This window comes from Paenibacillus sp. JT22N1 (assembly GCF_059692155.1).
The window spans coordinates 295,656-320,899 of record NZ_JCAUAW010000002.1; the positions used below are offsets into that span (position 1 = coordinate 295,656).

At 45.5% G+C, this 25,244-nt stretch carries 14 protein-coding genes; 2 read left to right on the forward strand and 12 right to left on the reverse strand.

From position 1 onward, the window contains the following. Positions 1-20: 20 nt before the first annotated feature. The 10 genes from AC58UU_RS05040 to AC58UU_RS05085 all read right to left on the reverse strand — a co-directional run bounded on the left by AC58UU_RS05040 (position 21) and on the right by AC58UU_RS05085 (position 18,717). Positions 21-1,817 carry a cache domain-containing sensor histidine kinase gene (locus AC58UU_RS05040; RefSeq protein WP_497313573.1) on the reverse strand — a complete coding sequence of 599 codons (1,797 nt, stop codon included), beginning with the start codon at positions 1,815-1,817 and terminating at the stop codon, positions 21-23. 316 nt (positions 1,818-2,133) lie between these two features. After that, positions 2,134-6,045 (reverse strand): polysaccharide lyase family 8 super-sandwich domain-containing protein, encoded by a 3,912-nt coding sequence (locus AC58UU_RS05045; RefSeq protein ID WP_497313575.1) that lies wholly within the window; start codon positions 6,043-6,045, stop codon positions 2,134-2,136. Positions 6,046-6,210: 165 nt separating this feature from the next. Then, positions 6,211-7,746: an extracellular solute-binding protein gene (locus AC58UU_RS05050; protein ID WP_497313577.1), complete on the reverse strand. Its 1,536-nt coding sequence runs from the start codon at positions 7,744-7,746 to the stop codon at positions 6,211-6,213. 86 nt (positions 7,747-7,832) lie between these two features. Beyond that, positions 7,833-8,711, reverse strand: coding sequence for a carbohydrate ABC transporter permease (locus AC58UU_RS05055; protein WP_497313579.1), 879 nt, complete (start codon positions 8,709-8,711; stop codon positions 7,833-7,835). Between the two features lies 1 nt (position 8,712). After that, on the reverse strand, positions 8,713-9,699 hold the full coding sequence (locus AC58UU_RS05060; RefSeq protein ID WP_497313581.1) for an ABC transporter permease: 987 nt from the start codon (positions 9,697-9,699) through the stop codon (positions 8,713-8,715). A gap of 209 nt (positions 9,700-9,908) precedes the next feature. Further along, positions 9,909-12,221, reverse strand: a complete 2,313-nt coding sequence (locus AC58UU_RS05065) for an AraC family transcriptional regulator (RefSeq protein ID WP_497313583.1) — start codon at positions 12,219-12,221, stop codon at positions 9,909-9,911. A gap of 174 nt (positions 12,222-12,395) precedes the next feature. Then, a complete protein-coding gene (locus tag AC58UU_RS05070; protein WP_497313585.1) occupies positions 12,396-13,325 on the reverse strand; it encodes an EamA family transporter in 930 nt (309 codons plus the stop codon). Between the two features lie 235 nt (positions 13,326-13,560). After that, a complete protein-coding gene (gene rbsK, locus AC58UU_RS05075; protein ID WP_497313586.1) occupies positions 13,561-14,475 on the reverse strand; it encodes a ribokinase in 915 nt (304 codons plus the stop codon). After that, complete coding sequence (locus AC58UU_RS05080; RefSeq protein ID WP_497313588.1) at positions 14,465-15,472, reverse strand: LacI family DNA-binding transcriptional regulator; 1,008 nt, start codon at positions 15,470-15,472, stop codon at positions 14,465-14,467. Before AC58UU_RS05080 ends, rbsK begins: the two co-directional genes overlap by 11 nt. Before the next feature lie 773 nt (positions 15,473-16,245). Beyond that, entirely contained in the window at positions 16,246-18,717 is a 2,472-nt protein-coding gene (locus AC58UU_RS05085) for a beta-mannosidase (protein WP_497313590.1), read from the reverse strand. Positions 18,718-18,829: 112 nt separating this feature from the next. Here AC58UU_RS05085 and AC58UU_RS05090 point away from each other — a divergent pair, with 112 nt between their 5' ends. After that, positions 18,830-19,702, forward strand: a complete 873-nt coding sequence (locus tag AC58UU_RS05090; RefSeq protein ID WP_497313592.1) for an AraC family transcriptional regulator — start codon at positions 18,830-18,832, stop codon at positions 19,700-19,702. An 85-nt stretch (positions 19,703-19,787) separates the two neighbouring features. Here the strand turns inward: AC58UU_RS05090 and AC58UU_RS05095 are convergent, their stop codons facing one another. Continuing rightward, a complete protein-coding gene (locus AC58UU_RS05095; RefSeq protein WP_497313594.1) occupies positions 19,788-20,879 on the reverse strand; it encodes an SGNH/GDSL hydrolase family protein in 1,092 nt (363 codons plus the stop codon). A 285-nt stretch (positions 20,880-21,164) separates the two neighbouring features. Between AC58UU_RS05095 and AC58UU_RS05100 the strand changes: the two genes are divergently transcribed. Further along, entirely contained in the window at positions 21,165-23,522 is a 2,358-nt protein-coding gene (locus AC58UU_RS05100) for a helix-turn-helix domain-containing protein (protein ID WP_497313595.1), read from the forward strand. Positions 23,523-23,667: 145 nt separating this feature from the next. Here AC58UU_RS05100 and AC58UU_RS05105 read toward each other — a convergent pair whose 3' ends face one another. Beyond that, a complete protein-coding gene (locus tag AC58UU_RS05105) occupies positions 23,668-25,224 on the reverse strand; it encodes a DUF3502 domain-containing protein (protein WP_497313597.1) in 1,557 nt (518 codons plus the stop codon). Positions 25,225-25,244 lie beyond the last annotated feature (20 nt).

A 25,244-nucleotide genomic window follows, 5' to 3' on the forward strand; every position in this document is an offset into this window, starting at 1 on the left:
GATTTTGCCCATTCCTTGATCTATTTTGAACTAACGATTTGATTTTCTTCTTGACTTCGGATGATTGGAAGTATAATTTCCACCTTCGTGCCAGACGGTTCCAACCGCTTTATCGTTACGCCATAGTCTTGTCCGTAATGCAGTACAATGCGATGATGTACGTTAAGAATGCCCATGCCGCTGAACGTATAATCCTGGTCAGGGTCCTGCAGCTTCTCGATCTGCTCGTCCGGGATGCCTACGCCATCATCTGCGATAACAATGCAAAGCTGTTCGCCAACCTTGTGGATACCAATCGTAATCGTTCCATTCGTTTCTTTACTAACCAAACCGTGTGTAATTGCATTTTCAAGAATCGGTTGAAGCAGCAGCTTCAGAATATAGAGCGACATTGCTGTTTCATCAACTTCCCATTTCACCTCAAATTTATTGCCATAACGTGTTTCCATAATGAAAATGTACTGTTTCAAGTTCTCAACTTCATCGGCAAGCAGTGTCAAACTGCCTCCACGATTGAAGGAGGAAGATACCAAACGAATCAGCGCCTGGGTCATATTGCGGATGTTGTCAACTCGGCTAATGATCGCCATCAGTTTAATGGAATTGAGTGTATTAATCAGAAAATGCGGATTAATTTGCGATTGCATCGCAGCGAACTCCGCCTTCTGCTTCGCTTTCTCCTGCTGTTCGGTCTTATTAATAAGCAGCTTGATTTGGTCCATCATATGGTTAAACGTGAGCCCTAGCGTGACCGTTTCGGCACTGCCAGAAGCTTCGATCTTCACATTGAGATTCCCGTCCATGACGCGCGACATTTTCACCACTAACACATGGATAGGCTTCATTAAGTTATGAACAAGGTAAAAAGAAATGATCAGAAATACGACGATGACGACGAAGGTCGCGAAAAGGACCAATCGATAGATAATGCTGTAATTAGCCATTAACTCGCTGTAAGGAATTTGGTATACGATCTTCCAGTTCGCAATGTCCACCGTTGCAAAGGCAACCATCATCTTCTGCCCATTGATCGTTTCCACGAAATTACCCTCGCGCTGCGAGTTGATGCGGCTGATCAAGGAAGTATCCATCCCCTGCTCGTTTGCCGGTAAGTTATAGCTGGAGGCGATAACGTCGCCATCCGTCGTCACGATACTGAAAGCCGATGATCCGCTGATTGGATTTTGCCACAGCATTTTCTCGAAATGATCCCGACTAAACACAAAATATATGAAATCAATCCCATGCAGCATTTGAAAATAACTCGGCGAAATTGTGGTTACAATGCTCGTAGATTCTCGTGAATCGTATAGCGCGCCTTTTTGTTTGCCAATGAAATGAACGTGATCCTGTTCGGTGATCGTCGTCTTGTACCAATCCATTTTGCGTAGAATGTTGTCATCTATTGCCAAATCTTTTAAGTACGAATAGACGCCTCCGTCTTTATAAAAGAAATTGATCGACTGTACCCTGCCTGACATGGACGAGCTGTATTTCCCCAGAGCTTTCGATAAATCAATGGAATAAGGCTGCCTCTTATCCAAGGCTGATTCGTGCAGCAAAGTCGCTGTCTCCAGCACTTCCGAATCCATACCAACCGCTGCGGAAAAGTTGACGACATTGCTAATTTCCTGCTCAATCGAGTACGTCACCGCATGAAGTGTCTGGAGCGTTCGGTCGGTCGTTTGCTGCAGCAGGTCTCTTTTGTACACCTGAAGGATAGTAGTGCTAATTATCAATATCGGCAGCACGACCATCGTGAACAGCAAAATATAGAGCGTAGTAGACGTTCGCCATGGTTTTCTGAATCGGTTCATTCGTACTCGACCTCGCATCACGTTATTAGGAAGGGATTACTTCCCGAGATGTAAAATATCATAGCACAATTTGTTAGGCACGCCAGTCTTTTCTTGCATGGAAGAAAGGCGATATTTCATCCAATATGAAAAGCTAGATACACGATGTGTTATGAACCACATCATGCATCTAGCTATGTCAAACTGCTGTTAACAAACTACTTATTAGAGAATTTTACTAGCTAAATTGATTTCTTTTGTACTTCATCGTTCGCATGCAAGCAAAACCCGACCTCGTCCAAACGGACAAAGTCGGGTTCACATTTCTCAACAGTTATTAGGATTTACACTGTGCAATGGCTTGTAATAAAAGTTCCGCAAACACTGCGTCAATTTTTTTGCCGTATTGTGCGCGAATGTGGTTCTCCAGTTCCTTCCATTCGTTTTTCTTTTGATTGTCATCATCTATCCGTTGAATCTTTTCTATCATCGATAGCAAGCTGTTCAATATGCCCTGATTGGTGATCCAGCCTCGTTGATAAGCATAACGAACAGCTTCGTCCAAATGGTCGACATCCATCCGTACTTTTAGCAAGTATGCTGCAAGAGTTTCGTTTCCTGCCGTATCAACCGTTTTTACCTTCACCGCATGTTCGCCAATGCTTAGCGATAATGGACTAAACGAATATGGTTGGCTTATTTGGACACCGTCCAGCTCAAAAGACTCGCTTGCCACGCCGCTCACCGGATCGGAGATATCGAATTGCAGGCTGCCTCCATCGGTCCAATATACATCCATCGTAACGGTTGGAGCGATGTTGGGACCTACTGAATCGATTTTGATTACTGCCGTTTGGATTGCTTCTTGATTTCCGGCATTATCAATGCTGTAGAACTGGAGTTGATGTATGCCCTCATCAGAAACAACGATGTTATTCCCTTCCACAAAGGCGCCACCATCCAAACTGTAAAACGTCTTCTGCACGCCGCTGCCATCATCACTCGCCGTCAATGTAACCGATTGCGCAGTACGCTGCCAATCAGACTTCGCGTTAGTTGTCGTAACCGGCGCTGCTGTATCTTTCTTGAATGTGACAACATGCGTTTTGCCAAAAGATCCTGTGACCGTAATATTCAGCTTTAAGGAAGGCATCGTCTGCAGAACCGCAACCGTGTCATCGGCACGAACCACCGATAAGCCCGCCTTGTTCAGTTCAAGCGAAATCGTACTTTGCGTTTGCGTCGGATCGGATACAGCAACTGTCAATTCGCTGTCCGTTTCCTTCACCATCACGGATGCCGGATTTTGCGCAGAAATGAAATCAACCGTTGTCGGATTCCAGAAATTCACCGCCGTAATACCTAGCTTTTTCTCTCTGACCGCATGTACGTCCGTTGTATTGCTCAGCACCTCAACATTAGGAGCGCTGCTATAAAGCGCTGTATCCGCTGAATTTTTATGAGGCAGCATGACATAGGAATAAGATGCATTCGATGGTGTTGCCCCGTGCTCAAATGCCAAGCTTAAATAATTTCGCGTAACCGGGGTAGCCGATTGTCCGCTATTAATATCTTTCCAGGCGCCGGTTCTCGCTTCGCGCAAACCATACACATTAGTAGCTTCAGGGAAATAATAGCCGATGTCCGAACCCGGCGCATTTCCGGACAAGTGAGCCCACTTCACGTCTCCCATTGTTTCCGACCAACCGAGCTGGCTCGACTTCACGGTTCCGTTAATCGTGAGCGCGTTATCTCCCGCATCGTTCAGCTTGCGGTTATCGATAATGGTCTCTACCGCTTGCGGTCCGGCTATCGTGCTCGAAATACCGGCACCCAATGCGACGATTTCATCATCGAACATAAACCATGACTTTTTGCCCTGCAGATTGCTTCCAGTCGATTGCGCAAGCGAGAAGTCCATACCGGCTGCACCATAAAGGTTATCGATGGACGAGCCGCCAACCCATGTCTTCGGATTCATGTAACTTTTCCACTCGACGGGTGTCGTCCCTTTCCCAGATCCATCCGTTGTCGTGCCAGGCAGTCGGAACGAATCTACAGTTGGCCAAAAATCATTGCGGTACTGGGTAAGATCCTGATCATATAAAAAAGTCATTCCAATGCCCGTATACCAGCCCTTCAAATTCTCGTTATTGCCCTTCTCAAAGGCAGAGATGCGGTTTGAGAACAGACTGAGCCCGAAACCATATCCTTCACGTAAATGGACAACTCTGTCCATACCAGCAAACACTTGGTTTTTAAGCAATTCTCCTCGAGGCTGGATCGAAGCATCGTTCATCAATTTCTTGACTAGCGACAGCTCGTAAATCGGCAATCCCTCGTAATAATTGGCATATGTCGTATCCGACTGAATCCATTCTTTGGCCATTCGCTTAATCGATAAAGATACGTCCGCAGGTGCTCCCTCGGCTAAGCGAAGCAAGGTAACAATCGTGCCTCTGGCGCTTCCCGAGCTTTGTCTAGAGATCCCTCTTCCGTTCACCATATCCATAAAAAGTCCTTTATAAATGACGGGTTCAAATGTATCCGATACCCAATCGTAAACATGATTCACGTTAGGATCCGTCACTGGCCATGGTGAACCATTCAACAAGAACGTCATATCGGCCGCACGGTTGAGCCATACCGCACCGTACCCCGCTGTGTACGCGATGTTGGTGTGTTGAACAAGCGAACCATCCTTATAAACACCGTCTCCATGATCCGTGTAAACAAATTCCGGCCCAATGGAATCAAGTCCTTGCGTAATCTTCGCACTGTTGCTTCCGATCACACCACGCATCGTAACGACCAATGCTTTATCGAGCAAATTAGCTCCGGTTTCCGTCACATTGTTGAGTGTTCTCTTCTTCGGATCCGGGACGAAACGATCGACGGCTTTGATATACTTGCTTATTTGCGCCGGCGTCAAATGAGCGAACATCAACACAAGGGTATCGTTCAGAATTTGCGGCGCTCCGATTTCCCAATCCCACCAATTGCCGTACTCATTTTTGGTTTCATTGTAACGGTTCGCATACATCCAGTCCAAAGCGCTGATGATGTCATCCCGAAGCGCCGTATTCTGATACAAGCTTGAACCTTGAACAGAATAAGCGAGCGCCATAGCTTTCAGCCTGCCGAAAGCACTAGATATTTGAGCCGAATCAGTCGCACTGGACAGATCGTTCCACAAATACGAACGGCCCGCAGCTTTATTCAGCGTATCCCAATGTCCTGTCGCATTACCATTCGTGACGCTTGCAGCTAGTGAAGTAAGGTTAGCAGCAATATCCGGATCAGCCGAATTGTACTGGGTGCCGCCCGTCAATTTGCCATACCATTTCAGACGCAGCTCGCTGTACGATTGAATCGTTTCGGCAGATTCTACGTTAACAAGACATTGAGCTTTTATCGTTCCATCTGGTGTTGAGACCATAATCGTAGCTGAGCCTAACCCTTCTCCGGTTACTTTTCCATTACTGTCCACTGTCGCTACACTCGGATTGCTGGAACTCCAGACAACTGTTTTGTCCGCTGCGTTCGCCGGAGTGAATGTCGGTGTAATCGTTACCGATGCATCTTTGGCCATGGAAAAGGCGGTTTGATCTAAAGCAATTCCTGTAATCCCGTCATATTCCTCCAAACTGATATCGTCAAACCATACTTTTCCTTTGCCCGTTTCAAGGAAAGGTTCAATGACCAACTTCGTGACGCCCGCTGGTATGGTCATAAATACTTGCTGTAAAGTCCAATCCTTCGTACCTAACAACTTGGCAGATGCAGGACCGTCTCCAACTTTACTCGTGTTATAGTATTGCGTTCTGAAGTAAGCACCAGTGCCCGTTACGTTGTCGGTTTTTACCCATACTTTAAGTCTGTAAGATTTGCCGGCAGTTACCGTCGTGACGCTTTGATTCACAGATACTCGGCTTGTTGCGAAGGCATCAAACAAAATCGACTTGCTCCCTTCATGATACGTGGTTGGATCGAGCATGACGTTCACCGTTTTATTCGGAGCTTTCCCGCTCCCGGTTGGAATCCATAACCCCCAGCCAACAGGAACAGGACTTGTGACACCGCTCCAGGCAGCATCCGTTGTTGTGGTTGTCTGCTCGAAGCTTCCGTTCGTCATCTGGTTCACCGCTGAAGCCTCTACCTTAAGGATAGCGTTTTCATAAAAGGGGATGTACGATCCAACCAGACTGAAAATTAAACTGACAGCTAACAGCATACTTACTTTCCTCATTAACTTCACCTCACTAGAAATTAATATAAAAGCAATTAAAATGTAAAACATATAACGGCATTTGTATATCGACGATATTTGAACCATATCGTTTTTTTATGAAAAGTAGAGAACAAAACCCGACAACGCCAATAAAATGTCATAGTCGGGTCTGAGATGCTGAAATTACTTCTTGTTCTTTTCTTTAAAGAAGTCACTCGTTTCTTTTACGTGCTGCTGGAAGCTTGGGTCGTCTTTGTACGTTTTTACAAATTTATCCCAATCTTCTATTGAATTCTTGCCGATAATCACGTTAGTAAGCATGTCGTTAAGCTTCTTGTTCCAGTCCGCACCCTTTTCTTTAAATGGGGCTGAATTCATCAAGCCATAAGTAGGATCCGGGATGGAACTGATCGAGTCAACCAACTTTTTATTTGCCTCAAATACGTCGCTCGGGATGCCCGATACTTTCGCTCTAAGGTATTTATCAAAAGTACCCGTCACCCATTGACCGGTCGTATCGCTCGAATATCCTTTTTTCTTGCCCTCTTCCGTTTGCTCGACAAAGCCGTCAGGCTTTAATTTGTAATCAACGTCCTGAATACCGTACACAGCCAGGTTGTAACCTTCTAAAGAAGCTGTGTAATCGTAAACTTCAAGAATTTTCTTCAGCTTCGCCTCGTCCACTGATTTCTTATTGATCAGGAATTGACCGTAAAAACCGCTCGCTTGCTCGTAATAGGCTTTGCCGTCCGCCGCTTTCGGAAGCTCAAAAGCAACCAGATTTGCCTTAGGATTCGTTTTTTGCAGCTCAACATTGTATTTGTAGGCATCAACAACGTTAGCGATTGCAAGTCCTGCCTTCCCTTGCACGAGCATATCTTTGATTTGTGCTGTCTTGAGCACAGGGAAGTCAGGCAAGATGCCGCCTGTTTTGTAAACTTTGTTCCAATTGATTAGCGCCTCTTTCGCTTGCGGCGTCCACCAATATGGCGTCAGGCTGCCATTCTCTTCCTTCCACTTTGTTCCTGTTCCGAAAAGCGACAACAAATAACTAGACGGTCCAGGAGACCCAGGAAATACAGCGCCGTACGTGTCGGCAGTGCCATTGCCGTCCGGATCTTTCTTCGCGAATGCTTCAAGCACGTTATAAAGCTCATCCATTGTTTTCGGCGGCTGCAAGCCGAGCTTATCCAGCCAATCTTTGCGGATTAGCAGCGATTCATGACCGTCCAGCGGTCTGACGCGAGGCAGCGAGTAGAGCTTTCCTTTGAGCGATGCGTTCTTGTACACATTCTCCGGATATTTGGCCAAGTTCGGGTAATTTTTAACATAATCCGTTAATTCCCAGAAAGCGCCTTGATCGATAGCATTCAAGAATGCAGGCGTTGAATTGAAGTCCTCGATGAAGAGCACATCCGGCAAATCTCTGGACGCGAGCAGTGCATTTAATTTTTCCGAAATTTGAGCGGATGGAATCCAACTCAGCTTCAGGTTGACATTTAATTTCTCATTCAGCTTTTTAACCGCTTCCAGTTCGCTCGTTGGAGCTGCGGCGAAGGCCAGCGTCGTAATTGAAATATCCGTCGGTTTCGCAGGTTTGCTGCTTGTTGTGCTGCCTGCCTTTTGACCTTCATTCGATGCGCTGCCGCAAGCCGCCAAGGATGCTGTAAGTGCAGCCGCTGTCATAACAACGGCCAATTTTTTTACCATTGGTTTCATGTGTGGACCTCCCAGGAATATTATCTTTATACTTACCATTCTGCTGTGCGTTTAAGCCAGCATCACCCCTTTCAGAGTTATCACAGTTATCCTTTCACGGAACCAACCATCATGCCTTTGACAAAATATTTTTGCAAAAACGGATAGACGATGACAATCGGAAGCGAAGAAATAACGACTGCGGCCATTTTGATCACCTGCGGAGGCACCGTCTGCTCACTCTCCAGCATTGCAGCAATGGACGGATCAGCCATTTGCGAAGCAGAAACCAGCATCATTTGCAGCAGAACCTGCAGCGGTCTGAGCGTGTCTGTGTTAATGTAGAGAACTCCACTGAAGTACGTATTCCAGTAGGCTACAGCATAAAACAAGCCGAATGCCGCAAGCGCTGAAACGGACACAGGCAGCATGATACGGATAAAGACGCCGATATCCGAGCAGCCGTCGATTTTGGCCGCTTCCTCCAATTCATCCGGTATTTCCTGATAAAAGTTTTTCATTAGAAAGACATACCACGCGCTAGTCAATGCGGGCAGTATGAGCGCCCAAACCGTATCCATCAAGCCAAGACTATCCACAAGTAAATAGTTTGGAATCATACCAGGATTAAAAAGCATGGTCAGCAAAATCGCGACCAAGAAAAATTTCTTTCCTTTCAGCCTTTTACGCGATAGGACATAAGCGAGTGCACTCGTAACGATTAAGCTCAAGATAGTACCGAAGATCGCCAAAAATCCGCTAACTCCCATAGCTTTCACAAACGCGTTTGTGGAAAAAATAAATTCGTAAGCAGAGAGACTCCATGTTTGTGGAATTAATACGATTGACTTGCTCATGTACTCTGTCGGGTCTGTAAAAGATACAAGTATGACATACAGAAATGGCAGCAAAGTCACAAGCGCAAATATCGTTAGCACAGCGTAGTTGATCGCAGTAAAGAATTTCACGCCGAAGCTTCTATTCATGTTAGTAGAGTCCCTCCTCTCCGAATTTTTTGGCTACGCGGTTGGACATCACAACAAGAATTAGTCCTACCACCGATTTGAAAAGTCCGGCAACCGTCGCATAACCGAACCTTCCTTGCTGAATACCGACGCGGTACGCATAGGTATCGAAAACATCGGCCAGATGCGCGACCGGTCCACTCATCATCAAGTAAATTTGTTCAAAACCCACGTCCATAACTTGCCCCAAGCGCAGAATGAGAAGGACAATGATGGTGCTTTTAATACCGGGAAGCGTCACATTCATCGCTTGCTGCCAACGACTTGCACCGTCGATTTGCGCAGCTTCATATAGTTCCGAGTTAATGCCAGCAAGTGCGGCAAGGAAAATGATTGTCCCCCAACCGGCTTCTTTCCAGATGCTTTGTGCCGTCAGCATAGCCCAGAATAAGTTCGGTTCCGTCATGAACTCGATCTTTTGTCCCCCTGACTCGGCGATCAGTTGGTTAATGACTCCGCTGCCTTGTCCGAAAATCAGAAAGCAAATCCCAACAATTATGACCCAGGAAAGAAAGTGCGGCAAGTAAATGACCGTTTGTACGATTTTTTTGAAAGCGAGCTTACGCACCTCATTCAGCAGCAGTGCCACTACGATTGGAATCGGGAAGAAGAAAAAGATGTTCAACAGGCTGATCGCCATCGTATTTCGGAACAATTGCATAAAATCGGGATTGGTGAAAAACTCGTTGAAGTATTTCAGGCCCACCCACTCACTGTCCCAAAAGCCTAAATAAGGAGAATAGTTTTGAAAGGCTAGCAGAAGTCCCCACAATGGGAAATATTTAAATAACAGGAAAAATAATAATCCAGGCGCTGCCATTGCATATAGATATTTGTCACGCTTTATCGCGACGGCCCATTCTTGCACCCACGAGCCTTTTACTCGAATTGCCTTCTCCACTCCAGCTGGTGCCGCTGCCTGGAGCGGTTCCAATCGACTTTGCGACAACTTCCTCACCTCTCATTCATGTAATTAGCATCTCGCTGCTTTGCATGAACAGATCGTACACTGATCACAGCTTTCCGGACAATGACCAATTCTTGTAGTCTACAACGACGGAGGCAAAAAAAGAGAAACCCCGCAGTAAAGGGGTTCCTCCGAAGATTTATACACTTTTCTTGCCTTAGAACATGCCTGCGGAACAAAATATGTGCATGCTAACTATCGCTGTCGGTTCCCCGGTATTGACCCGGCGTAACGCCGATGTGCTTTTTGAATACGCGTATAAAGTTTTTCGTCTGGTAGCCGACTCTTTCGGCAATATCCGAAACTGATAAATCCGTCGTTCGCAGCAGCTCGATGGACCGCTCAATCCTGATCTTCGTCAAATATTCGATAAAGGAAACATCCATCGTCTTTTTAAACAGCTTGCTTAAATAATGGGAACTCAAACCGCAGATTTGCGCGCATTGATCAAGCGATAGATCAAAGTGGTAGTTGTCCTCAATGTAGCGGACGACCTTTTGGATTAATTGTTCATGCTCCTGGTGCTGTTTGCCTTGTACATAAGCAACAATCGGATCGACCAGTTGCACCTTGAACCATTCGTTCAATTCACGAATCGTGCTGATCTTGCGGATTTGACCGTAAGGATCGGATTCCGCTTCTCCGGACAATTGGGCCGAATCGAGACCCAACAAGTAAGCAGTACGAATAGCAGCGGTTAGCAGCCGATAATATGACATTTGTATCAGTTCAGGCTTTTGGACGTTGTCACTCATCGACTTGGCGAATTCGGCCAGCATCCGCTCCGCTTCTTCCTGATCGCCTAGCTGCAGGGAATGTTCGAAGTGGGTTTCGATTTCGAGCGGATAGCGGTAATGAAGTTCGGATGCGCCGCTACCGCCTGAGTGGGTGATCACCTGATTACCGCCAACGATGATGCGAGAGCGCACGGACAGAACCGCCTCTTCATAAAGTTCGGGCAGATCTGTGATACTTTCGCTCTGTCCACTCAAACCGATTGTCACTGGAAGTCGAAGATAATCGGACACCAGCATTCGCAGGCGTTCTGCAAACAATTTAACCTCTGTTTGCCCCTCATCTGTCTGCTCAGGGTCGCGGAACAGCCAAACGGCGACCTGGTCATTCAGCAGATTGATGATGATACCCTCCATCTCCTGCGATTGCAGCATTTCACCGACAATATTTTTCAAGGCAAAGACGATCAAATCGCGGTCATTTTCCTGAAAGCGCGAACCACTATCCTGCGGCGGGTCGCAAGTGATGACGAAAACACTATTTTCCCGCCCTGCAGGTACATCGTATCTGCGTAACATACCCTCTAACTGATCCCCAGAGTAGTGAAGAAACCGTCCCTGCAAAAGCTGCAGCGCAAAAATCTCACGAACTAGGGGTAATTGATCGCTCAGCTGCTGCTGCAGTTGATTAGCCGTGCTGCTCAGCTCACCCCATCGTTTGCGTACGAAGCCAACTTCATCCGTTTCCGAGTCGAGTGCTTGTCCGCCTTTCAAATGGGCCACGAGGTTCTCGATCGGTCGATAGACACGCCGTGTACCCCATAATGCGATTAAGATGCCCAGTACGAGACAAACTGCAATGATCGTCAGCGTAATCATGGCAATGCCTTTGGATTTGGCGTTCAATTCATTGACCGGCACCATGTTAATATACTGCCATTTGTTATAAGAGGAAGTAATTGGCGTCACCATGTAATCCGTATCTTGAAAAGTGAATGTAAACCGCTGCTCAGTTCGCTTTTGAGCAATAAGCTCGACTAAGCCTTCTGGAACGCTATTCCCGCCGCTTGAAGTCACGAGGTTGCCCGTTGCGTTTAAGATGAACATGAGCTCGCCACTATAGCTGACGAATCGGCTCATAATGTTTTGAAAGAGTGCCTCATCGATGCGTATAAACAAAAGTCCAGTCGGGTTTTTGGCTAATAAGGGCACCTTAGATATCAGTGTTACGCCGTTCAGATTATAACCGGGTAAATACGGGTAGGGTCCGGTGACCCATTTGATATGGTCTTCGGAAGCAAGTTCCTTCAGCAGCGCCTCGCGTTCTTTGTCTTCTGTGATTCTGCGGCCACCGTAGATTGGCGAAATTAAATAACCTTCGTCCGGTACGTAAATGGCGACATCGCTTACTTCTTTGTTGCCATTTTGCAACGCAGATAACTCTCGTGAAATACCGGAATAAAAGCCGGTATAGTTTGTGCTTTTCAGCTCTGTTAAATTCGAGCTAAAATAAGTGCCCAACAGCATTTGAATGGCATTGTTTTGTATACGATCCAAGGTCGAATCGATACTGGATGACACGTTATTCAAGATGCGGACATTCGATTGGTTTACTTCTCTTTGCACGACGGAAGCAGAAAACATATAGCTTCCAAATCCAACGGCTACTACCGGAATGACAGCTATGAATAAAGACAAGGTAACCATATTGCGAAAAATCGTTTTACGCTGAAATAAGCGCTTCCAACTATCCTTGAACCATCTACGCATTGCGAACACCTCATCAACAGATTCATGAGCATTGTAATCGGTTGCTGGAATAAAATCAACCGGGAAAGCCCTTTTTGATGCGGGGCAAACGCCTAACTCGCCGATCAGGAATGAAAAAAGGCGAACACGAAATCATTACGATTTCGCGTCCACCTTTTGAGAAAAGACCGATGATCACGCACTTACATTTGCGCCGACAACTACGGATTGACTCTTCTTGCGCTTCATAAGCTCAGGAAGGGCAATGCCGAACATCGTGATTCCCACGCCAAGCCATTGCAGCCAGTTGACGGACTCATTCAACACGACGTACGACATAACGACGGCCGTCGGCAGTTCAGCAGCGCTCAAGATTGTTGCTAGTCCGCCGCCAACACGCGGTACGCCAATGGCATAGAACAATGGCGGAATGACGACTCCGAAGAGAGCCAGCAGCAGCGCCCAAGGAAGCAGTGCCTCATGTAAAGATCCGTTCACAAGAAAATGCGGTGGAAACACCAGCATGACGAGAATGAAAGAGCCAGTTAGCATGATAGCGCTTCGTGTGATTGGAGCGACATGATTGGCTGTTTTCCCGCTAAACCAGATGAAGAGCGCATAAGCTACTGCAGCCAACAAGCCAAGGGCAACACCTATCCACGAAACAGCTTCATGCCCCCCGCCTAAATAGCCACTTGCCATAATAATCCCAACAAACAAAATGACAAGCGATAGAATTTTCTCCTTGCCAGGGCGTTTGCGTTCAACGATTGCCTCCAGCAAAATGCCCATCCATGTAAATTGAAACAACAAGATGATCGCGAACGAAGCGGAAATATACTGCAATGCCGCATAATATAACATTCCCACTATGCCTGTGGTCGTACCAACGGCCATGAGCGAGAGCACTTGTCGTTTTGTTACTTTAAACGTACTAGATGCCGAGGTTTGCTTGGCGGATTTCGCGGTCACGAATACCAACATCCACAACATAATCACACCGAATAGGTTTTGGCTGCCGACGACATCGCCGACATTGAAACCAGACTCATAAGCTTTCTTTACAAAAGTAGATAATAAACCGAAGCTGCATGCCCCAGCTAAAACAAATAAAATGTATTTCATGATGCCTCCCTGCGAAAAGAAAAAAGCGGACTGTGTGCCCAGTCCGCCACGTTTCGTTATTATGCCATTATATATAAATCTTATGACGAAATCGAGTCACTTCCATTTAAACTACTTTACTGAGAAAGTGTTCCAAGAAGCGCTCAGCGTCTACTTCCAAACAAACATCCATATTAGGCTCGTTTGCAGGCTTGCTTCGCAGATCACCTATTGTACGGCCTAATTATCTTATTGGTTAGTTAAGTGTTTTTAAATCTTCCTGGGTCGGCATGCCAGCTTGTGCGCCGAGCTTTGTTACGGACATCGCAGACACCTTACAGGCGAAAGCTACTGCCTCTTTCAACTGACTGCCCGCGGCCAGCGCATAGGCTAGTCCACCATTGTAGGCGTCACCAGCTCCAGTCGTATCAACAACAGGAACACGGTAAGCCGGAACTTTAACAAGTGTTTCTCCTTTACGAAGAAAGGCAGAGCCTTCCTCGCCGAGCGTCGTAATGACACAGCTCGGTCCCATCTCAAGCAGCGCTTCCATAGCTGTCTGCAGTTGATCGCCAGAAGCATCGATGCCCGTGAGCGTCGCTAGCTCTAAGCGGTTCGGCGTAATATAGTCCACGCATTTCAGCATGGCCTCCGGCAGCTCGCGCGCAGGTGCTGGATTCAGAATAACTGTCTTGCCTAACTTCTTCGCTAACTGGCAAACGGCTGAAGCCGTTTCAAGCGGAATTTCCAATTGCACGAGCACGATATCATGCTCTGCGATGACTTGCTCCACTGCTTGAATATGTTCTGGCAAACAGCTTGCGTTTGCCCCCGGAACGACTACAATCTGATTGTCTGATTCGGCAAGCATGATGGAGGCGATTCCTGTCGGGGTTCCCGCGATCCGAATGACATGATCTGTGGAAATCGCATCCTGCTGAAGCGATTCAATGAGCGATTGTCCGAACATATCGTCTCCCACGGAGCCGATCATCGTCGTCTGACCGCCTAACCTCGCAGCAGCTACGGCCTGATTCGCGCCTTTACCGCCTGGTATAAAGTGAACATGCTCGCCAGTCAGTGTTTCCCCAACACGCGGAAATCGAGACGTTTCCACTACAATGTCCATATTCAAGCTCCCGATGACCACAATACGGGGTTTATTCATCATTTCTTTTCCTTTCTGTAGAACCTCTTGGTATGAGAGTCACATCGAATAGATGTGTCTGCTCTTCTTGGATGTCGCCTTCAATCTTTTTGATCAGTAATCTCGTTGATAGCATGCCTATGTCGTAAATAGGTTGAGCAACTGTCGTAATCTCCGGTTCAACGATGAGTGTTAAATCGATGCCGTCAAAACCGACCAAAGCTACTTGGTCCGGCACTCTCACCCCCAAACGCTGAAGCTTTTTCAGCGCTCCGACCGCCATCGTGTCGTTGCCGGCAAAAATACCGTCGATATCCGGATGACGCTGCATCAAATTCTCTACAGCGGCCATCCCGCCATCAACGCGAAAGTAGCCGGGCTCTACCAGACTTGGTGAGTACCATGGAAGATGCTTCACGGATTGTTCATAGCCCATGAACCGCTCTCTTCCCGTCACCGTCTCTTGCGGACCATAAATGTGAGCGATCTTCTTGCAGCCCACATCCATCAGATGCTGCACAGCCATCTGAGCTCCCTCCAAATGCTTCGAGCTCACGATTGAGCAGGAAGCATCTCGCGGTGCTCTGTCGAGCATGACAAGCGGAATCTTTTCACTTTTAAGCGATTCGACATCATCAGAGCGAAGGTTGTAAGAGGCGAATAAAATGCCATCCACATAACGCTGCTTCAGCACCTTAATGTACGTTTGCTCCTTGTCCGCCTGATTGTCCGAGTTACACAAGATAACCGTGTACCCATACATCCGTGCCACATCTTCTACAGCTCTGGCAAGTTCAGCAAAGAATGGATTCGTAATATCGGGAAAGATAAGGGCGATCGCCCCTGTTTTCCTTCCCGCTAGCCCTCTCGCTATCGCGTTAGGCTCATACTGCAGCGTCTTAATCGCTTGCTCCACTCTTAGCTTGGTGTCTTCGTTAACATACCCATTTTTGTTGATATAACGGGAAATTGTTGCAACCGAAACCCCAGCCAATTTCGCGACATCTCTAATCGTTGCCACTTGTCCAACCCACTCCTAGTGATGCGAGCAACCTAATTCACAGACCAATTTATGGCATGTAGGGAAACGGTTACACATATCCAATATTTTAATTTATCTCTATTATTATCAATCATTATAAAGAAAATTCGCACTGGAACTCTTGATGTAACGAACAATGTGTAACCGATTACATGTTTTCTATTTTTATTATATCCTCATTTTAAAAAAAGTGTCAAGAAAAAATAGGTGATATGCGGATAGCCCTGAGAGTTGCAAAGCAAACTAGGCATAAGACGTATATGCTAAAACATGTCACTTTCTTATCTGTGTAATGTTGCATTTTTTACAACTTTAGGGCTGGTTAATCCAAGTTTTCCAAGCGAATGCTGTAAAAAATACAACATTTTCAGCTAAAAGCAGCTGTATAGTATGATAAATGGCTTAATTGTTGTACAACATACAACATCTTTAGCTTTTCAAGAAGAAATCTAGGAAATTGTTGCACGCTGTACAACTTGCCTTCCTAATTCCTCATCCCACAAAACAGAAAATAAAACACAAAAATACATAAGTCACTTACGGATTAATTTAGAGACTATCCACTATCTCACTCAGTTCAGCAAAATCCATATCTTACGTAGCTAAATAGGGGGAGCTTCGCCTTTATGTAAAAAAAGAGCCTCGCGAGTTAATCTCGCAAAGGCTTTAAATTTTCACATCATTAATTTAACTTTAAGTGTAAATTGGTATTTAATTCAGAGGTGGTAGGAGATGACATAAATTCGCTAGAACTAGCTTAAATCATACAAGCTCAATACTAGGAGCTGCTCCTTGAACTGCTGCAACGTCAGCTTTTCACTCATTCGATCGACCGCTACTCGCACCTGTTTAACGACGCCTGGGGACAGATCAAAATAATTGTCGTCGAAAGTACAATCCGCTTTAGCCAGTTCCAAGCCTACATATTTCGCAAATGTCTGCGATTGTAAGTTAACGGTATATGTTCCTTCTGACTCTTGGACATCCCAAGTAATGCCTGGAGCAGCGAAAGTAAAATGCTTAGCTTTCGTAAACAAAACCGTCCCGGAACTGACTTCACGATCGTCTATCCAGAAACTAAATTCCAAATATGTCCGTCTCTTCGCTTCCTCTAAGGCAAGCTCTTCGTTGAAGTCGAGCGTAGCGAATAAGCCAGACTGCAAGGCTTCCACTGCTGCTTCTACGGTGTCCTCCAGATGAACCCGACCGTCGTAATCTCTTAATCTCCATTGAATCCGTCCTGAGACAGGCTCCATGGTCTCGTTCGTCACGTGCAGCTCCACTCGAGTTCCTTCTTCGCAAGCAGAAAGCAGCACGGGAGCGTAAAACCGTTTGGCAAAGTAATGAAGCGCCTTCCATCGACCGTAATAGTCCAGACTTGACCATGAAGCCACCGGCCAGCAATCGTTTAGCTGCCAATAGATCGAACCCATGCACCGCCCACGATGTCTGCGCCAGTGCTCCACCCCGTATTTGATCGCTTCCGCCTGCAAAATTTGCGAAGCATACAGCATAGAGGCGAAGTCTTTCGGATATTGAAAATTCTCCGATAAATAATACAATATTTTTCCGTTCGCCGCTCCGTTCTTCTGATGCTTTTCCATCACATAGGAGAAAATATTCCGATCCTCTGGCTCTGTGAAAGTTTCCACTGTTTTGATGCTGGGAAAAGATTGAAAACCGAACTCGGAGCAAAATCGAAAATGAAATTTGCGGTATTCGGTGAACGGCTTTAAGTTATGCCACACTTCCCAATAATGCACATCGCCGTGATTTTCATCGTTCGGCCGATCGAAATGGCCACCAGAGGATGGCGATGATGGCCAATAGAAACGCTGCGGGTCGTGCTGTTTAACCAAATCGGCAAGCAATATTTCAAATAGCTTAATATAATCAGTGCGCAGCTGCGGCGTTTTGGGAAAATCCCAGCTATTCCAAGCCCATTCCATCTCATTGTTACCGCACCACAGCCCCAAACTCGCGTGATGGCGAATTCGTTTCACGTTGTCAATGACCTCATGCCGAATCGTGTCTGCAAAGGCTTCGTTCATTTCGTAAATGGCGCAGCCAAACATGAAATCCTGCCATACCACCAAACCATACTTGTCGCACAGATCATAAAATTCGTCACTCGGATATATGCCTCCGCCCCATACGCGGATACAATTGAAATTTGCGAGGACACAGTCCTGAATAAGCCGTTCCGTTCTTTGCACGGAGTAACGTGCAAGAATATGATCCTCCGGAATATAATTCGCCCCTTGGGCAAAAATGGCGATGCCGTTGACTTCAATCGCAAAGCCCTCGCCCCATTCATCCTGCTCACGTTTCACACCTAACGTTCGCAACCCAATTCGATACTGTTTCTGATCCAGTTCGCGTTCGCCCAGCATCAAACTCACCTTGACGGTATAAAGTGGCTGGCCGCCGTAGCCGTTAGGCCACCAAAGCTGTGGATTCACGATGTCCACGTCAAATTGTACGGCTGACTGCTCTCGCGATCCCATGTCAGAATGATTGATCATAACTGTCATACCCTGTGGATCCATCACCGTCAATTCTGCCCGTACGTTTTCATCCGTCCAGGTCTGCGTCTCTATGTTAACTTGCAAGTTAACTCGTTCGTGTACATGTGTTTGCCGGATATGTACATCTTCAAATCGTGCACCTTCGTAGGCTTGAATCGAGATATTGCGCCATATCCCTGCATCCGGCAGCTGTGCACCCCAGTCCCAGCCGAACATCGAGTGACCTTTTCGCAAATGCGGGAAGCCGGCGACGGCATCCGCTACACCCCACAAGGGGGTTTCATTGTGCTTTTGCTCTACATATCGCGTGGGAGAATAGAGAATAACCTGAATCGTATTCGTTCCTTCTTTCAACAAGTCACGCACATTGAATTCATAAGTGCGGTGCATATTATCGGTCAGAGCCACCTTGTGTCCATTGACGATGACCTCCGCCAGCGTGTCCAATCCCTCGCATCGGAGCACGACCTGATCACAACGCATCACATCATCTGTCACTTCGAAATCTCTTACATATACATAGTCGAATGTGGACAGTTCCAGCGCCTGATCCTGGTTATCTCGATAATAAGGGTCCTCCATGCGACCGGCGCGTAATAAATCAGAATATACGGTTCCTGGCACTGATGCTTCAATCCATGCAGAATCCTCCGCCTGTTTCATGGACCAAAGGCCGTTTAACGGAATGCTAATCATCACATCATCTCCTTGTTCTTCTAGGTTTATATCTATGGTAAGATGAAAACAACCAAAAATCGTAACCATTTTTCGGAAAGATATCCCTAATTTTCGGCAAGGAGATTTCCTTATGACCATTTATCCGTTTTACTTGACTGACTATCCGCGATTGCTTTCTTCTTTTCCTTTTACAATTGACATTCATCAAATTGACACTGTCTTCCCGTTGCATCGACACGACTTTCTCGAAATATCCTTCGTCATCGAAGGAAGAGGAACAGAAACCGTGAATGGCATCTCGCATCCGATGAAGCCAGGAACCTTGACATTGATTTTGCCCTACCAATTTCACCAGTTGCAAGCAGAGCCGGGCTACCCTTTGCGGCTGTATAACTGCATGTTTAGTGCGGAACTACTTACGGCGTCGAATGAACATCAACCAGGTTTTATGGATATTCTGCTGAGCATGCAGGATGACCGACCTTCAAGTCTTAATCTGTCCGGTCCGACCGCCGATCAGTTTACCCGCATGCTGCAGGAACTATTGGACGAATATGAGAGGAGCGACAAATGGCGGGAAACCTTGCTTAAGGCAAAGCTAACGGAGTTATTGGTAAATACAGACCGTTTGCGAAACGAATTAAAGACGGCGAAGACCGTCCAAACAACAGAAAAAGGCGGACGACCGAACATCGTTTGGACGGTTATCTATTATATGCATATTCATTATCGCGAGCATCTTACCTTATCTGCACTAGCAGAGAAGTTCCATTTTCACGAAACGTACTTAAGTGAACAAATCAAAAAGTATGCCGGGCAAAATTTCGTGCAGCTTCTCCACGATATTCGCATCCGGCACGCTTGCTCCTTGCTCGTATCAACCGAAATGACCATTGCCGACATCGCCTATGAAGTGGGATACGGTTCAGGAAAAACATTGTTTAAAGCGTTTCAGGAACGCAAGGGATTAACACCAGGCGCGTATCGAAAGACGATCCATTAATTTATCGTTTTCTGTCACTCCAGTTGCTTTAATGTATAACAAAAAGAAGCCTTTTCTTTTCATCACATTAATCACATTCCTCTCTTCATTTCAAAATCCCAATTAGCCCCAAATGAAAATTCGTCCCCTTGCAGTCCAAACGGTTTCCATGGACAACCTCCAGTTCGATATGGTGCGTTCCCTCCTTTAGCTCATCGGCTATCCAGTAGATTTGAAACCATCCTCCGTCTCCGCACCAATCCGGTCTTTGCCGGCAGGTAGTGATGGCATCTGCTCCATCCAGCCGATACCTGAACTCCGCAGACTTTTTACCGAAATCGAAAGCCAGTGCCACCCCCCTTCCTATAAATGAAAATGATAGCTTTGCTCCTATAGCCGATGTACTCAAGACCCTATCCACCCTTGGCAGAACAGCAGTCGATCGTCTAATCGTCCATGGTCCTTCCAACTGCACATCTTCAAAAGGCAGCAGTTGTGTGTTCTCCCAGTGACATGGATTGAGCGGAAGTGGCTTCTCCTTGCCGACTCTTTCTGAGCTTGGTACAGTTATCCGCTCTCTTTCCAAAAAGGAGATCACACTCTGACCGTAGCTCAAGCTGCCTCGGTGGGTAGGATGGAGGCCGTCCGGTAACCATTCGTCCCAGGTCATCCGCCCTTTCTTTACTTCGTTCCATGCATGCAGTCCCATCCAAACTGAACTGATTCCGTAATGTTCTGCCAATTGTTCAAACTCTAGGATCGAAGCAGGTACCTCGCTGTGGGACATCACATCGTACATGTCTTGGCAATACGTGTAAACGATTACGAGATTGCTTCGTCCCTCCGCCAAGAGCTTGCGGATCAACCCTTCTCTTGCCCGCATTCTCCTCTCGGAAGGAGTCCCATTGTCATTCACTGCAAATTCGATAATAACCAGATCACACGCACGATCAATCAAATCGCGGTCTGCCCGGAACACAGCAAGGTCGCTTCCCGTTGCGCCGATAGCTGCATTTTCTACCGCTATGCGAGCATGCGGGAATGATTCAACGAACCAACGCGTGACGGGCTCGGGCCAATTGTGCGCAGCTCTCCCATCCTCCGTAATGGACCCTCCGATAAAACCTATCGTCAAATGCCCCTGTTCGAGTTTATTCCATACCTTTGACAAGCCGTTTCGATGTTGGTTAATGTCCATTCCTCTCACCTTTCTCCCTCTCAAGATCGTCAAACTGATCCATGCCTTAATTCTTAGAAACAAATCGTTTTTACGTACTTTCCTTCGTACGTAAAGTTTAATGAACCATCTCATTTGATACAATGAACCTTGCTACATTTATTTGAAAAATTCTACGATTTCTATTGAATCAAAGCTATGAATTATGTCGATGTCTTTGACTTTTGAATAAGTGTTTACTTTTACAGAATCCTGAGTTATTCTCACTTCTACAAGGTACTAGGTGTAAAGGAGAAACAGAATACCATGAAACTAAGAACACTTTTGAGAGCCAAAGGCTTATTATTGAAAATGGTATTGTGGGGCAGCGCATCCGTTCTGTTGATCGTAGGTATCCTTTCTGTCGTCATTTATTTAAATGCGCAAAATTTGATGATTAACAAGGAATATGACAATAGCAAAAAAATACTGTATCAAGTCAAGTACAATACGAATCTCATGAATGAGACCATCAGCAGGCTCACGCAATCCCTTTATTTAAACAGTGATGTAAATGCCATTATGTATGCGGAAAAGGAAGATATGGTCAATGTGATCACCCGTATCAATAACGTTGGCAATTCCGTAACATCCGCTAATCAATATGTTCATTCCATAAGCATTTATAATCAAAAGCTCAATCAATTTTACAATGCAGGTTCGCCTGTTTTTTTCGATGATCCGATGTTATTCGATTTATTTCATTCCGATCGACTGATACCCATATTGAAACCAGTTTTCCGCGATATTCACAAGGTGGTGAATGGAAAAACGGAAAGTGAGCCTGTATTCTCCTATTTCATGTATGAAACAACAATGAATCAACAAATACCGAGCGGTGCAGTGGTAATCAATGTCAAACCCGCATGGCTGCTTGAAAACATCAAACAAATCAATATGATCAATAGTCAAAAGGGAGATAATATATTTATCCTCGACCAGCATGGCGATTATGTGGATGAAGGTATAGAACAAAGCGATAAATTAAATTGGTTGAAAAATGAGTTTATGCAATATAAGATTTCCCATTCTCTAGTAGAAACGGAAGGTTTCTTTAAAAGCAGCTTCAAGGAGACGCAGTTCTTGGTTACATACTCGTATATCGATAGCATCAGTATGACCTTATTGAAAATTCAACCTACCCTGGAGGTATACGGATATATAGACAGTTTTAAGACCAGTATCATGGTTATTACATTGATTTTCCTTGCGATGGCCGTTGTAATTTCTGTAAGCGTTTCCCGAAAGATCTATAGTCCAATCGGAAATTTGGTGAGCACCATTTCATCTGGACGCGCACATCAGTTCGAAAAGGAAGAAATCCGCGACGAAATATCTTACTTGGACTTTGTCTATAAGCAATCAATGGAGCAATTGAACCTCTATGATAAAGAAAGATATCAATACAGAGACGTAATGAAGCATTACTGGCTAAATCGATTGCTCACGGAAAGCTTACATATAGGAAATGTTGAAATGGCAAGTATGTTTCGTGAAATGAAAATCGCTTTACCGTTAAACCATTCCTACGCTGTCTTGTTATTAAAAATCGACAACTACAAACATTTTCAGCAAAGCTTCTCCACCAAAGATAAAGAAACCATTCGCTTCGCCATGATTAACATCGTTTCCGAATTGGTTTCCAAATCCTATATCAACGAAGGACTGGATTTAAAGGATGATCATGTCGTTATCATCGTCAGCGTACCTCCAGAAGAACAATTCGAACCTGACATGATCTCACTTTTAAAAGAAGCCCAACAATTTGTGAATCGTTTTTATAAAATTACTTTTACAGCTTCCATAAGTGCTAAAACTGACAATATCCAATCCCTACACACCGTCTACAATAAAGCACTGGATCAATCTATTTACCGATTTATTTTTGGACACCAATCGATTATCGATACCAATACCTTCCGACATAACGAGGGAAGCAGAAAAACGGGTTATTCTAAACAACTGGAGGTGCATCTACAGGAAGCCCTGCGCAAACGCGACTTGATGGTAATCGAAGAAACAATGAAATTACTGTTCAAAGAGGTCACTGAACTCAATTATTCCAATGCGCTTGTTTCGACGTTTCGGCTCGTAGAGCTGACAAAGATAACACTCGAATCCAGCACAGACTCAGTAACACCGTCGTTACTAATCGACCTCTCCTCCCTCTCGCTTCATCTGATGGAGAAAGAGACCATAAACGACATATACGAAACGATGCTCGGATCAATCAAAGACTCGTTTCAAGGTGAAGCCTCCGAATCAACGAATAAATTAAACCATTATGTCGTAGAAGCGGTTATTGACTACATTCGGACGCATTACTACGATCCATCTCTATGTCTAGCTTCGATCGCTTCGATGATGAAAATAACTTCAAGACGTCTCGGTAATCTGTTCAAAGAAGACATGTCTGTATCGGTCGCCGATTTCATCAATGAGACAAGATTGACGAAAGCTGCAGAACTGCTAGCTGAAAGCGGGATTAGCGTACGTGAAGTCGTTGAAAAAGTTGGTGTATTAAACGAAACGTATTTCTTTAGCTTATTTAAGAAACGTTTCGGAGCCACACCCAAAGAGTATGCGTTAAAAAATCAAATCAACCATTTACGCAACACCGATTGATTTCAAGTAGTCGATACTCATTTTGACACTTTCCATTGGCGGACGTTGGCAGAAATCCTGTTCGACGAAGTATATTCTATGTCTTGAAAAATTCTGACGATGGCCTCCACAAGAAAGAGAGGACATCGTCAGTGTCTTAGAAGATTTACTTATTTTGCGCTTTCCAGGCGTCTAGCTGCTTCTGCACCTCCGCTACAATTTTCTCCATTCCCGCATCCTTCAAGCGCTGCTTCATATCAGCAAGGAACTTGTCATAATCAGGCATCGAGCCTGTATTCAGAATAGGAAACATTTCGGCATATACGGCATTCACTTGTGCGGTTTCCGACTTAACTGCTTCTCCATTAAAAAGAAATCCTAACGTTGCGGAAGTTTTCGCTTCCTTGTTATTTTTCTGCATTTGTGCAAGCGACGCCGTCGTGTTCCAGTTAGAATCCCATTGATCCCATAGCGGCCCTAACCAGTTGTGCCAGATCGCCCATGTTTGCTCCGCACCGCTCTTCGCTTCGATGGAAGGATTATCTGTTCCAGCGCCCGATTTAATCGTATAGTTCTTTCCGTCTAATCCATAAGCGAGCGTATTGGAGAGCTTCTTATCTTTCCATACCAAATTGAGCAGTTGCATCGCTCTTTCCGGGTTTTTGGACGTTTTGCTTATCGCCGATGCGGCGCCCAACATATGACCGGTTCCAATGATTGGGGAATAGGCGAACGATTCCACGGTTGGATAACCAAAAAGCGCTGTAGATTTCGAGCCATCCTCCGTATAACCGCCAGAATCGCGCATGACCGCGTATTTGCCAGACTTCGCTTCAGCCGCATAATCTGTTTTGATCGCGGCGTCTTTGGCTATATAGCCTTTCTGATAATACTCGCGAATCGTTCTATAGTTGTTAATATATTGAGGAATGTCCAGTTCCCAAATAACTTTACTGTTCTTTTCATCGTAAGATATACCTTTGGTTATTAGCGTATAATCAGGAACGTACATTGCTGGAGCCAGAACCGTTTTGGTCACAAGAAGTGGGGTTATGTTCGGTTCATTCTTTTTAATCGTTTCCAGGTAAGGCGCTAAATCTTGAATGGTTTTTACCTGTTTATGATCCAGATTGTACTTGGTCGCCAAATCCTTTTTGAAAACAAAGCTGGAAGGTGTAGAGAAAGGAGATTGACTGGGAATAGCCATGATCTTCCCATTAACTGTAACCGCTTTCCAAGCTCGCTCTTCTACTTTCTTGAGAATGTCCTGTCCGTATTTCTTCAGCAAATCATCAAGCGGCAAAAAGGCGCCTTTCTGCACGTTAAGGTCAAAAGGATTGGTCCAGTTTGCTGTAAATACAATATCGTACGCTTCGCCTGAAGCTGACATCAATTTCATCTTGTCTTCCCAACTCGCATTGTCGATGAAATTCATGTGCAGATTCGCATTAATGCTGCCTTTGATGATTTTGTTGGCTTCCGCCTCAATGGCTTCCTGATCTTTCTCCGTATCGATCGGTTTGCGCATATACCAGCTCAGATTAACAAAATCTTTCGTAGAACTAGCCACTTCCGATGCTTTGGGCGTTGCTTGCGATGGACTCGCGCTTGCACCCGCCTCTTTCGTATTCGAACTGCAACCACTTAGAACAACTGTGCCGACCAGACCCATCGAAAGGATTCCATTCAGCGTTTTCCTTACTTTGCTTTTTTCATGACTCACTAATAAAACCTCCCTAAGCT